Here is a 12,259-nt window from a genome sequence, read left to right on the forward strand (position 1 = left end):
CGCCACACCGAAGCTTGCTTCGCGTGTGGCGAGGGCACGAACGCACGACTCAGGAGCGAAAAAATCCCGCGTGCGGAGCACGCCAATGTGCCAGCCAGCCCACTAGCGCGGTTCCCACTTGTAGAACTTCGCGGTGATGATCCCCAGCACCACCGCGGACAGTGCGATCCCGGCCGGCAGGATCAACGGCAGTTCAGCCAGCTGAATCCCAGCCGTGCCACCGCCCCAGCCTTTGGCCAGCATGTCGGTGGGACCGTTGAGCGGCATCAGCATGCCGAGGGTACGGGCCAGATCCGAGTCGGAGAACGTGGCGATCATCCCGCCCAGCGCCGCCACCAGGACCGGCATCGCGGTGATCTGGGTGACCTCCACACTGCTGCTGAAGCTCGCGGTGGCCGCACCCGCCAGCACCGCGACCGCGGTGCCCAGCAGGATCCCGCCCAGCGCCAGCAGCGGGTTCTCCGGCAGCGGGGCGCCGATGGCCAGGCAGAAGCCCAGGTACACCGCCATCTGCGCCAGGGTGATCACGATCAGCGGGGTGATCATCCCGGCGACCAGCGCGGAGTCGGTGATCTCGGCGGTGCGCATCCGCTTGAGCACCAGGGACTGGCGGCGGGCGGTGAACACCGTGGTGCTCACCAGGAAGGTGGACACCAGCAGCACGATCATGAAGGCGTGCGCGAAGATGGAACCCCAGCCCGCCGCGTTCTCCGGGCGGTCGTTGGAGTAGGCCACCGCGCACATCGCCACCGGTACCCCCAGCACCGATGCCGCGTTGATCTTCTTGCGCAGCACCAACTTCAGCTCGGTCAGGCCGAGCAGCACAGCGGCACGCATGCCGGTCATCCCTTCTCGGAGGTGGCCAGGAACACCTCGTGCAGCGAGGCGGGGCTGGCGTTGAGGTTTTCCAGGGTCAGCCGGTGCTGCCGGGCCCAGACCAGCAGCGTGGTGAGGTCTTCTTGCAGGGCAAGGGTTTCCACCCGCAGCCGGGAGAGGTCCACGGTGGCCGTGCCGTGCAGCTGGGGCAGGGCGGGGGCGGCGGGCGGCAGGTCGGCGACGATGCTGGCCGGGCGGCCGGAGAGCACCTCGTGCAGCGTGCCGGAGATCTGCGCGACCCCGCTGTGCATGATGGTCACCTGGTCGGCCAGCGCCTCGGCCTCCTCCAGGTAGTGCGTGGTCAGCAGGATGGTGCTGCCGCGCTCCTTCAGCTCGCCGACCCGGCTCCACAGCCGTTGCCGTGACTCGGGGTCCAGGCCGGTGGTCGGCTCGTCCAGCACCACCAGCTCGGGCGCGCCCCAGGTGGAGATGGCGAAGTCCAGCCGCCGCCGCTCGCCGCCGGAGAGCTTGACCACCTGGATGTCCGCCCGGTGGCTCAGGTCCACTCTGGACAGTGCGGTGGCCACCTCGTCGGTGCGGCTGGACAGCTTCTGCCACAGCCGCAGCGTCTCGGCCACGGTCAGCTCCTCGACCAGGCCCGCGTTCTGCAGCATGATGCCGACCCTGGGCTGCACCTGGTAGCGGTCGGCGTGCGGGTCCAGGCCGAGCACCCGGACCCGGCCCCGCGCCGGACGGCGGAAGCCCTCGACCACCTCCAGCGTGGTGGTCTTGCCAGCCCCGTTCGTGCCGAGCAGGGCGAAGGTCTCGCCTCTGCGCACGGTGAAGTTGATCCCGCGCACCGCGGCGAACTCGCCGTAGCGGTAGTGGAGGTCCTCGACCTCGATCACGTTGCCGTTCATGGCGACAAAGCTAGGAAGCCGGGGGCCGCGCGGGCAGTGTGCGCTGTCAGGGGGTGGGGTGACGGGTGTCGTGCCCGGACATGACAGGTGTCATCAGCGCTGCTCGGCGGGCCGGGGGCGCTGCTAGTTTCTGGGTGTGAAGGGCAGTCGGGCACAGGAGCCGGAGTCCGCCGCGCTGGGACACCTGCGGCGGCACAGCCGGGACTCGCTGTACAGCGTCGCGTTCCTCGCGGTGATCTTCCCGCCGGTGGCCGCGCTCAACGGCGGGCCTGGAGGCACGGTCGAGCTGGTGGTCCTCGGGGTGGGCTGGGCGGTGTTCAACGCGGTGTTCCTGCCCGGCGCGCTGAGCGTGCTGCGCGATCCGTGGCGGGTGCGGTCGCTGCGCACCGGGGTGCCGCTGCTGGTGCTCGGGGTGGTGGTCACCGTGCTGGCCTCGCTCTGGCTGAACACGGGCGTGCTGTGGGCCGTGCTGCCGGGCCTGGCCGCGGCCGAGCTGCTGGCCAACCGGGCGACCCGGTTGATCTGGCCGGTGGTCGTGGCGGTGGTGCTGGTCACTGCGGGGCTGGTGCTGCTGGTCGGTCAGGCCGCCGGGGTGCCGGAGATGGTCCGGGAGGCCGTGCTCGCGGGGGTGGTGATCGGCACCACCAGTTACATGCAGGAGACCTCGGTGCGGTTGTGGCGGTCCAGTCTGGAACTGGACAACGCCCGTCAGGAGGCCGCCGAGCTGGCCACCACCAGGGAGCGGTTGCGGCTGTCCCAGGACCTGCACGACATTCTCGGGCACGCGCTGGAGGTCGTCTCGCTGAAGAGCGAGCTGGCCGCTCGATTGTCCACTGTGGACCCTGGTCGGGCGCATGCGGAGATGGTGGAGGTGCAGGAGCTGGCGCGGGGCGCGTTGCAGGACGTGCGCACGCTGGCGCACGCGCAGCGGACCACGGACCTGGTGGCGGAGCTGGCCGGGGCGCGGAAGCTGTTGGCCTCGGCGGAGATCCGGTGCGAGGTGGACGCGCGGCCGGAGGAGCTGCCCGCGGCGCAACGGGAGCTGTTCGGCTGGGTGCTGCGAGAGGCGGTGACCAACCTGCTGCGGCACGCCGACGCCCGCCGGTGCTGGATCACCCTTGGCGGGCAAGGGGAATCGGTGGTGCTGACGGTGGGCAACGACGGTGTGCTGGTGACGGGGGAGTGGGGGTCGGGGCTGTCCGGGCTGGCTGAGCGGATCGCCGGCGGTGGGGGTTCGTTCGCGGCGGCGGCGCGGGGCGGGGAGTTCGTGGTGACCGCGAGCCTGCCGAAGGCGGAGGTGGCCGGGTGATCAGGGTGCTGCTGGTCGACGACGAACGGCTGACCCGGCAGGCGGTGGCCGCGCTGCTCGGGCTGGAACCGGATCTGACCGTGGTCGCGGACGTCTCCGACGGGTTGCAGGGCATGGCGGCGGTGGCCGAGCACCGGCCCGATGTGGTGGTGCTGGACGTGGAGATGCCGGGGCTGGACGGGCCCGCGGTGGCGGCGCGGCTGGCGCGGGAGTTCCCGAAGGTGCGGGTGGTGATGCTGACCCGGCACGCTCGGCCAGGGGTGTTGCGGCAGGCGTTGTCGTTGGGGGCCAAGGGGTTCCTGGCCAAGAACGCGCCCGCGTCTTTGCTGGCTGAGGTGATCCGGCGGGTGCACGCTGGGTTGCGGTATGTGGATCCGGAGTTCGCGGCGGACGCGCTGGCGGAGGCGGACTGTCCGTTGACCGAGCGGGAGCTGGATGTGTTGCGGCAGGTGCACGACACCGCGACGGCGGCGGAGATCGCGGCCGCGGTGCACCTGTCGCCGGGGACGGTGCGCAACTACGTGTCCTCGGCGATGGCCAAGCTCGGGGCGCGGACGCGGGCGGAGGCGGCGCGGATCGCGCGGGATCACGGGTGGCTGTGATTCTGGCTTGAACTTGACGTTACGTCATGGTGCAGCGTTGCGGGCATGAGTGAGACTGGGACTGGTCGCCGGGAGTTCCTCGGGTGGCTGAGCGGGATCGGGGCGGCCGCGGTTGCCGGGAGCTGGTTGGGTGCTGGGGTCGCGGCTGCTGATTCTGTTGCGGTGACTGTGTTGCGGGGCGTCACGGTGGTGGACACCTCGGGGGTTCCGGTGCGGCGGAATGCCACGATGGTGCTGGGGGCGGATCGGATCCTTGCGGTGGGTGGGTGGGATCTGCCGGTTCCGGTGGGGGCTCGGGTTTTTGATCTGCCGGGGAAGTACGTGATCCCTGGGTTGTGGGACATGCACATGCACGGGGCCTACTTCGAGAAGATCACGTTGCCGTTGTGCCTGGTGAACGGGGTGGTGGGGCTGCGGGAGATGTGGGGGTTCCCGCAGCACCACGATCTTCGGCGGCGGATTGAGGCGGGGGAGGTTTTTGGGCCTCGGTTGGTCATTGGGAGTGTGATCATCGATGGGCCGGACTCGGTGTTGCCCGGGGCGTTGATCGTGCGGACTCCGGGGGAGGCGCGAGCGGCTGTGCGGGCTGCTGTTGAGGGGGGCGCTGACTTCGTGAAGGTGTATCCCTTCTTGGGGCGGGAGTTGCTGCGGGCTGTCGCTGATGAGTGCCGGGTTCTGGGGATTTCGTTTGCTGGGCACGCTTCTGACCATGTGTCGATGGCGGAGTCGAGTGCCTTGGGGCAGCGGACGTTTGAGCACATGTTCGGGTTGAGCTTGGCGACGAGTACTCGGGAGGCGGAGTTCCGGCGGCGGATTGCCGGGATGCCGTTGGATCCGGCGGACTCGTTCGCCTGGTTCAAGGCGGTGCGGGAGATCGAGCGGGAGGCGGTGGCGTCACACTCTCCGGTGAAGGCTCGGGTGCTGGCGGAGTTGTTGCGGCGAAACGGGTCTTGGCAGTCGCCCACGTTGCGGGCGATGCTGGTTTACTCCTCGCCTGCGGAGGAGTTCGCTTCGGATCCGCGGATGAAGTACCTGCCGCCGTTCTACCAGGAGTACTGGGCGAACTCGTTGAAGCGGTGGGTGCCGGTGACGGCGGAGGAGGTTCGGCGGCAGCGGGAGTACTTCGCGGCTCGTCTGCGGATGGTGGGGGCTCAGCATCGGTATGGGGTGGGGACGTTGCTGGGGACTGACTCGGGGAATCCCTATGTGTTTCCTGGGTTTTCCGTGCATGAGGAGTTGGAGTTGCTGGTGCGGGCGGGGTTGACTCCGCTGGAGGCTTTGCGGGCTGGGAGTCGGGATGTGGCTCGGTTCTTGGGGATGCCGGTGGGGGCGGGGACGTTGGGAGTTGGGCAGCGGGCGGATGTTGTTGTGGTGGAAGGGGATCCGTTGGTGGATATTCGCAATACTCAGCGGATCTGTTTGGTGGTGACTCGGGGGCGCGTGATCACTGCTGCGGATCGGGTGCGGATGTTGGCTGAGGTGGAGAAGGCTGCGTTGGAGCCTTTGGGGGCTGCGGTGGCTGGGTGTTGCTAGGGTTTTCGCTGTGTGCGGTGGATTGTGTGATTTGGTTTGGGGCCCCTAGGCCATCCCGGATTGGGCTGAAGGGGCAGGCAGGTGAGGCCTGCCCAATCGCTGGGGTAGCTTATGGGATGGCCTCCCCCCAAACAAAATCACACAATCCACCGAGCGGGTGAGGTCTGGTTTCGCGCTGTGGCAAGGCGATCGCGCGATCGTGGCAAGGCGGTCGAGCCCGCTCGGGCGGGTGGCCGATGGTCGGGTGGTCGCCGAGCTTGTCCATTGTGGACAGTTGGCGGCGGGGGTCACACGGGCTGTGTGGGTTCTGCTGCTCGTTCGTCGAAGGCTTGGCGGGCGGTGACCACCTGGGGGAGGTTGGCGGTGGACCAGGCTCGGACTGCGGCCAGGGGGGCTGCGGCCGAGCGGCCCAGTTCGGTGAGCTCGTAGTCGACTCGTAGGGGGACGGTGGGGTAGACGGTGCGGGTTATCAGGCCGTCGCGTTCCAGGGTGCGGAGGGTTTGGGTGAGCATCTTCTGGCTGACGCCCTCCAGTTTTTGTCTCAGCTGGCCGAAGCGGCGCGGGCCGTCTTCCAGGGCGCCGATGGTCAGGGCGGTCCACTTGTCGGCGAGCATGTCGAGTAGGTCGCGGCAGGGGCATTCGCGGGAGTAGACGTCCCGCACCCCCTCCTCGGGGACCCAGTCCGGGTCAACCTGCATACTTCCCATAAGAGACTTGGTACCACATGGAGTTATGGGGAGAAAACGATGCGTGCGGTGCTGGTACGGGAGCCGGGTGGGCCTGAGGTGCTCGAGGTGACCGAGGTCGAGCGGCCGGAGCCTGCGGCTACCGAGGTGCTGGTGCGGGTGCGGGCGGCTGGGGTGAACCCGGTGGACTGGAAGGTGCGGGCCAGTGGGGACCTGCGTGGGGCGCGGGCGACTGCTGTTGGCTGGGATGTCGCGGGGGTGGTCGAGGCGGTGGCGCCTGGGGTGACCTGGCTCCGGGTGGGGGATGAAGTGCTGGGGATGCCGTACTTCCCGCACACGGCTACCGCCTACGCCGACTACGTCACCGCGCCGGCTCGGCACCTGGTTCGCAAGCCTGCCGGGCTGGACTTCTTCCAGGCCGCCGGGTTGCCGTTGGCGGGGCTGACCGCGTGGCAGGCGTTGGTGGACACGGCGGATGTGCAGCCGGGGCAGCGGGTGCTGGTGCACGCGGCGGCCGGTGGGGTTGGGCATCTGGCGGTGCAGATCGCCAAGGCGCGGGGCGCTTATGTGCTGGGTACCGCCAGTGCGGGCAAGCACGAGTTCCTGCGGTCGCTCGGGGTGGACGAGCCGGTGGACTACACGGCCGGGCCGTTCGAGGAGGCGGTGTCCACGGTGGATGTGGTGGTGGACGCGCTGGGGCCGGAGACGGCTCTTCGGTCGCTGGAGGTGCTCGGCGCCGGTGGGTACCTGGTGTCGGTGTTGTGGGGGGTGGATGAGCGGGTGGCGGCCGAGGCTGGGCGGCGCGGTGTTCGGGCGGACAACGTGATGGTTGAGCCGGACCACCTCGGGCTGGGGGAGCTGGCCGCGCTGGTGGACGCGGGGCAGTTGACCGTGCACGTGGACAAGGTGTTCCCGCTGGCCGAGGCCGGTGCGGCGCACGCCTACGGCGAGGCGGGCCGCACCAGCGGGAAGATCGTGCTGGCCGTCTAGCCCTCGCGGTGCTCGGTGATCGGGGAGGGCACCATCGCCTCGGTCACCGCGTGGCCCATCCGGCGCAGGGCGGCCTCGATGGCCAGCCGGATGGAGCCGTTCATCGGCAGCAATGGCAGCCAGGGCTGCGCGTTCCACTCCGGGCCGCGCAGTCCTGGGCTGACCGTCACGCTGGCCAGCTCGTCGTTGGGCAGCAACAACTCCAGTCGCGCCTGCCGGACCACCACCTCGGCGCTGTGCTCCGCCCGTGGCGGTGGCACCGGCTCGTACTGGGCGGCCACCAGCCACTCCAGGTCATCGCTGATCCGCTGCACGGCCTCGGCGATGCCGATCAACAGCTCCGCCCTGCGGTGCGGACAGGTCTCCTCGGTCGCCTGGGACAGCTGCCCGGCCACCTCGGTGAGGGCCACTGCGGCCTCGGACTCGGTTCGGCACTCCACCATGTCGTGATCAACGGCACGGGCCCCGGAAAGTCGCGGCTTCCAATCGTTGTCACCCGATTGTGTAAGCCGACTTGTCACCTGGGTCACAAATTTCTCAGCGGGCGGGACTGAGCCGCGTTTGGGCTCGGCTTAATGTCATCGGAGTTCACCTCCTGGGTATTGACAGTCTTCCTCGTTGATAAATAGCGTCCAGATCCGGGGAAGTCGGAGGAGAAAACATTGTGATCGGGTCTTTTCGTGCTGCCTCACTAATTCCGCAACAGCTCTTCCATAAGCTGGACCAGGGCGGATTGTCCCTGCCGGACAACCTCAACCGCTGGGCGGCCGGGTTCGGGGACCAGCCGGCGCTGAGTTTCCTCGACCACCACGGGCCGCGGCCCGTCGGCGAGGCCAGCGTGCTCACCTGGGCCGAGCTGGACCGCAGGGTCAGCGCGGTCGCCGCCTGGATCCAGCGCCGCGCCTGCCGTGGCCAGCGGGCCGCGATCCTGGCCCCGCACGGGCCGGACTACGTGATCGCGTTCCTGGCCGCGCTGCGCGCCGGGATCATCGCCGTGCCGCTGTTCCCGCCCGGGCATCCCGGCTCGGTGAGCCGGCTGGCCGCGATGTTCGCCGACTGCGGTCCGCGCCTGGTGCTGACCACCCGCGCCCAGCTGGCCGTGGTGGACGCCTTCCTGGAAGGCCACGGCCTGCGCAAACCCGAGGTGGTCGCGGTGGACGCGCTGCCCGATGCCATCGGCGCGGAGGTCGAACCGGCCTGGCACACCGGCGACGACGTGGCCTACCTGCAATACCCGCCCACCTGGACCGGCTCGCCCTGCGCGGTGCAGGTGACCTTCCGCAACGCGGTGGACAACGCGCTCACCCTGGTCGAGTCCATCGGCGCGCTGCCCGGCCAGTCGCCCTCGGTCAGCTGGCTGCCGCTGCACCACGCCGAGGGCCTGCTGCTCGGGGTGATCGCCCCGGTCGCGGTGCGCGCCCGCGCGGTGCTGATGGACCCGGCCGCGTTCCTGCTCAAGCCCGAGCGCTGGCTGCGCGCGCTCACCGCCAACCCCGGTGCGGTCAGCGCCGCGCCGGACTTCGCCTACGCCTACTGCGCCACCCGGATCGGCGCCCAGGAGAAGGCGCTGCTGCGGCTGGACCACGTGCGCGCGCTGTTCGTCGACGGGGCGGGCGCGCAGGCGGAGACGCTGACCAAGTTCCTGGCCGCCTTCGCCGAATGCGGGCTGCGGCCGGAGGCGGTGCGCTGCGGGTACGGGCCGGTCGGCGCGGCCGCCCTGGTGTCGGTCACCAGCGCCGCGCCCCGGCGCACCGCGTTCGACCGCGCCCTGCTGCGCCGGGGTCGCGCGACGCCCTGTGCGCAGGAGTCACCCGATGCGCTGACCTTGCTCTCCAGCGGAACTCCGACGCGTCACCGGGTGCGGATCGTGGCCGCGGACAACGGGCGGACGCTGCCCGACGGCTCGGTCGGCGAGGTGTGGGTCTCCGGCTCGCTCGGGCCCGGGTTCTGGGGCCGCCGGAAGCCGGGGGAGCGGCCCTTCGGCAACCGGCTGGAGGACGCCGCCGCGCCCGCGCACGGCTGGCTGCGCACCGGGGACCTCGGCGTGGTCGACGACGGTGAGCTGTACGTGCTCGGCCGGGTCGCCGACCTGCTGACCGTGCGCGACCGCCAGCACTACCCGCAGGACGTGGAGGCCACCGCGGCCGGCGCGCACTCGGCGCTGCGCGCGCACCAGCTGGCCGTGTTCACCGTGCGCGAGTTCGACCGGGTGCTCACCGTGCTGGTCGCCGAGCGGATCAGGGAGTGCTCGACCCAGCAGGTGGTCGGCCAGGTGCGCCGCGCGGTGACCGCCCGGCACAGCCTGGTCCTCGACCGGATGGTGCTGGTGGACTCCGGCCGCCTGCCGCGCACGCCCGATGGCGCGATCTGCCGCGCCACCACCCGCGAGCGCTACCTGACCGGCGGGTTCGACTGACGGAGCCGGGCGGCCCGCAGCACGAGCTCCAGCTCGAAGCGGGCCGCCGGGTCGGTCAGCGCCTCGCCGAAGAGGTTCTCCAGCTGGTGCATCCGGTAGCGCACGGTCTGCGGGTGGATGCCCAGCCTGGCGGCCACCTCCGGCGCGCCACTGCGGGTCTCCAGCCAGGCCAGCAGGGTCTCGGTGAGCCGCTCCCGCTGGCGCGGGGTCAGCTCAGCCAGCGGGGCCAGCACCCGGCGGGCCAGCTCGTCCAGCAGGAACTGCTCGTGCAGCAGCCACAGCGTGGCCAGGTGGTCCGCGCAGTGCTGCACCTCGGCCGAGGGCAGCGTGCCCGCGCGCATCAGCTGCAGCGCGTGCCGGGCCCAGCGCAGTGACTGGGCGGCGTCGGGCAGCTCCACGGTGGGGCCGACCGCGACCAGCCAGTCCTGCAGCGGCCGGTCCAGCAGCTGTTCGTGGTCCGCGCCCGCCGGGATGAGCAGGCAGGGGGCGCCGCCCTCGAAGTCGACCAGGATGGCCCGGTCCAGCCGGGGCTCGGCCCGGTGCGGGCGGTCCGGGCGCGGTTCCAGGGCCACCGCGCAGACCCGGTCCGGCAGCTCCCACTCCGCGGCCGCGGCCAGCTCGATCACCAGGTGCCGCGGGTTCGGCGGGTCGGCCAGCAGCACCTCCAGCAGGCGACGGCGGCGGCGCTCGCGGGCGCCGGTGGCCCGCTGCTGCGCGGCCACGTAGCCCTCGACTGATAGCGCCGCCAGCTCGTCGATGTGCGCGAACACCGCCTCGCCGAGCAGCCGCATGGTGTCCACCGACAGGTGCACCCGCTCACCGAAGTCGGTCAGCCTGCGCCAGGCGATCCGCGCGCCCAGCCGGTAGGCCTGCTGCAAGGTGTCCAGGCTGCGGCCCTCGTGGAACTCGCCGCGGCCCAGCCGCCGGTACATCTCCGCCCGCTTCGGGTGCGCCGCGGCCGGGTCGGCCACCCGGTCCACGAACTGCATCAGCGCGTGCTCGATCCCGTCGCTGATGATCTGCCCGAACGCCTCGTCCAGCGGCCGGGAGTACTCGGGTATACCGCGTTGGATCTCGCCGAGTATCTGGTTGGCCACATCCGGCACCTCGGCCCGCATCAGCGGCGCGAGATCGCGGGAGAGGCCTTTCCACGGGTCGATGCCCGTGCGCAGCTGGTTCACGCCCGACTCCAATGGCGGGTAGGAGGTCGAAGCATTTCAAGGAGGGGGTCAACAATGGTGCTGATCAGGCGGGTTGTCATCCTCCGAAAGAACTACATCCCATGATCGGCCCTGATTCCTGTGGAAAGCGCTCTCATTTGTTCCTCCCCGCTGAAGAACGCCTGGTCGGCGTCATCCGTCACTCCGACTAACGAGCGGGGTGGGCCAGGGGGAACGCAACCGTTCGCGGCGGTTCCTACTTAGGCAAGCCTAAGGTAAGTTCCGGGGGTGCGACTCGGACAGCTCGTCATCGACACCGCCCCGCTGCGCAGCAGCCCACCGTTCCGGCTGGTCTTCGCCGTGCAGGTGATCGCCATGGTGGGCACCAACCTCACGGTGGTCGCGGCCAACCTCCAGGTCTTCGCGCTGACCCGCTCCTCGCTGCAGGTCGGCCTGGTCAGCCTGGCGCTCGGGGTGGCCCTGTTGTTCGGGTTGCTGGCCGGCGGCGTGCTGGCCGACCGGGCGGGCAAACGGATGATCATCGTGACCACCCGGCTCGGCATGGTCGCGGTGCTCGGCGTGCTGGCCTGGAACTCCGCGCTGGCCGAACCGAGCCTGACCGTCATCTACGTGACCGCGGTGCTGGCCGGGCTGGTCAACGGCCTCGGCGCGCCCGCGCTGATCGCGGCCACCCCCGCGCTGGTCGGCCAGCACAACCTGGCCGCGGCCGGCGCGCTGACCGCGATCACCACCCAGATCGGCGCCATGGTCGGCCCGCTGCTGGCCGGGTTCATCGCCGAGGCATGGGGACTCGCGGTGTGCTTCGCCATCGACGCGGCCACCTTCCTGCTCGGCGCGCTGCTGCTGGCCTTCCTGCCCAAGCTCGGCCCGGACGGCACGGCCGAGCACGCCCATCCGGTGCGCTCCATCGCCGAGGGCTTCGCCTTCCTGCGGCAGAGCCGGGTGGTCACCGGGCTGCTGCTGATCGACGTGTTCGCGATGGTCTTCGCCATGCCGTACGTGCTGTTCCCGGAGATGGGCCTGGCGGTCTTCGGCGGCGAGTTCGCCACCGGCCTGCTCTACGCCGCCCCCGCGGTCGGCGCCTTCCTGGCCGCGCTGACCAGTGGTTGGACCGCCACCGTGCGAGCCTCCGGCAAGGTGCTGATCGGCTCGGTCCTGTTGTGGGGCCTCGCGGTCATCGGCTTCGGGCTCAGTCCCGCGCTGTGGCTGGCGCTGCTGTTCCTCGCCCTCGCCGGCGCGGCGGACACCATCTCGGAGATCCTGCGCCGCACCCTGTTGCAGCACTACACGCCGGAGCGGCTGCTCGGCCGGGTGGGCAGCATGTGGCTGGCCCAGGCCACCACCGGCACCGCCGCGGGCAACGCGGTGATGGGCGGGCTGTCCCGCGCGCTCGGCTCCGGGATGGCGCTGGTGACCGGCGGCGCAGCCTGTGTGGTGGGCGTGGTCGGCATCGCGATCGCCTTGCCTGAGCTGCGCAAAGCCACGCTGAGCGGACCGAGTGCCGAGGAGTCCGAACGCGTCACAGAAGGTTGCAAGGTTAGCTTTACCTAACCTAGGCTTCAGCTGTTCGGACAGTCGCGCAAGGAGTTGTGGATGAACCCGCTGGACGACGAGAACGGCACGTTCTACGCCCTCGTCAACGAGGAGGGCCAGTACTCGCTGTGGCCGGTCTTCGTGGACGTGCCCGCCGGCTGGACGATCGCCTTCGGCAAGGACACCAGGGCCAACTGCCTGGAGTTCATCGAGCGGACCTGGACCGACATGCGCCCGAAGAGCCTGGCCGAGGCCATGCGCGCCGCCGACTGA

Annotated in this window: 12 protein-coding genes; 7 read left to right on the forward strand and 5 right to left on the reverse strand. The window is 70.4% G+C overall.

All coding sequences use genetic code 11. The features are described from left to right. Positions 1-102: 102 nt before the first annotated feature. Positions 103-837, reverse strand: a complete 735-nt coding sequence (locus tag N8J89_RS12070; protein WP_283664421.1) for an ABC transporter permease — start codon at positions 835-837, stop codon at positions 103-105. 5 nt (positions 838-842) lie between these two features. Next, positions 843-1,736, reverse strand: coding sequence for an ABC transporter ATP-binding protein (locus tag N8J89_RS12075; RefSeq protein ID WP_283664422.1), 894 nt, complete (start codon positions 1,734-1,736; stop codon positions 843-845). A 136-nt stretch (positions 1,737-1,872) separates the two neighbouring features. Here N8J89_RS12075 and N8J89_RS12080 point away from each other — a divergent pair, with 136 nt between their 5' ends. Genes N8J89_RS12080 through N8J89_RS12090 form a run of 3 tightly spaced genes read left to right on the forward strand, consistent with a single transcriptional unit; the run spans position 1,873 to position 5,180 of the window. Next, positions 1,873-3,045 (forward strand): sensor histidine kinase, encoded by a 1,173-nt coding sequence (locus N8J89_RS12080; protein ID WP_283664423.1) that lies wholly within the window; start codon positions 1,873-1,875, stop codon positions 3,043-3,045. Then, entirely contained in the window at positions 3,042-3,647 is a 606-nt protein-coding gene (locus N8J89_RS12085; protein ID WP_283664424.1) for a response regulator transcription factor, read from the forward strand. The genes N8J89_RS12080 and N8J89_RS12085 overlap by 4 nt, the downstream gene beginning before the upstream one ends. A gap of 45 nt (positions 3,648-3,692) precedes the next feature. Continuing rightward, on the forward strand, positions 3,693-5,180 hold the full coding sequence (locus N8J89_RS12090; RefSeq protein WP_283664425.1) for an amidohydrolase family protein: 1,488 nt from the start codon (positions 3,693-3,695) through the stop codon (positions 5,178-5,180). Positions 5,181-5,467: 287 nt separating this feature from the next. On the opposite strand, the gene N8J89_RS12095 is transcribed toward N8J89_RS12090, so the two are convergent. Further along, entirely contained in the window at positions 5,468-5,887 is a 420-nt protein-coding gene (locus N8J89_RS12095; protein WP_283664426.1) for a winged helix-turn-helix transcriptional regulator, read from the reverse strand. A 39-nt stretch (positions 5,888-5,926) separates the two neighbouring features. Here N8J89_RS12095 and N8J89_RS12100 point away from each other — a divergent pair, with 39 nt between their 5' ends. Continuing rightward, positions 5,927-6,856: an NADP-dependent oxidoreductase gene (locus tag N8J89_RS12100; protein WP_283664427.1), complete on the forward strand. Its 930-nt coding sequence runs from the start codon at positions 5,927-5,929 to the stop codon at positions 6,854-6,856. Here the strand turns inward: N8J89_RS12100 and N8J89_RS12105 are convergent. After that, a complete protein-coding gene (locus N8J89_RS12105; RefSeq protein ID WP_283664428.1) occupies positions 6,853-7,299 on the reverse strand; it encodes a hypothetical protein in 447 nt (148 codons plus the stop codon). The genes N8J89_RS12100 and N8J89_RS12105 overlap by 4 nt on opposite strands. A 290-nt stretch (positions 7,300-7,589) precedes the next feature. Here N8J89_RS12105 and N8J89_RS12110 point away from each other — a divergent pair, with 290 nt between their 5' ends. Continuing rightward, on the forward strand, positions 7,590-9,272 hold the full coding sequence (locus N8J89_RS12110) for a fatty acyl-AMP ligase (RefSeq protein ID WP_283664429.1): 1,683 nt from the start codon (positions 7,590-7,592) through the stop codon (positions 9,270-9,272). On the opposite strand, the gene N8J89_RS12115 is transcribed toward N8J89_RS12110, so the two are convergent. After that, complete coding sequence (locus N8J89_RS12115; protein WP_283664430.1) at positions 9,248-10,453, reverse strand: PucR family transcriptional regulator; 1,206 nt, start codon at positions 10,451-10,453, stop codon at positions 9,248-9,250. The two genes, N8J89_RS12110 and N8J89_RS12115, sit on opposite strands and share 25 nt — an antisense overlap. A gap of 267 nt (positions 10,454-10,720) precedes the next feature. Here N8J89_RS12115 and entS point away from each other — a divergent pair, with 267 nt between their 5' ends. Continuing rightward, positions 10,721-12,004, forward strand: a complete 1,284-nt coding sequence (entS, locus tag N8J89_RS12120; RefSeq protein ID WP_283664431.1) for an enterobactin transporter EntS — start codon at positions 10,721-10,723, stop codon at positions 12,002-12,004. 42 nt (positions 12,005-12,046) lie between these two features. Further along, the gene (locus N8J89_RS12125) at positions 12,047-12,259 is read left to right on the forward strand and encodes an MbtH family protein (protein WP_283664432.1); all 213 of its coding nucleotides are present in this window, start codon (positions 12,047-12,049) and stop codon (positions 12,257-12,259) included.

This window comes from Crossiella sp. CA-258035, assembly GCF_030064675.1.
GTDB lineage: Bacteria > Actinomycetota > Actinomycetes > Mycobacteriales > Pseudonocardiaceae > Crossiella.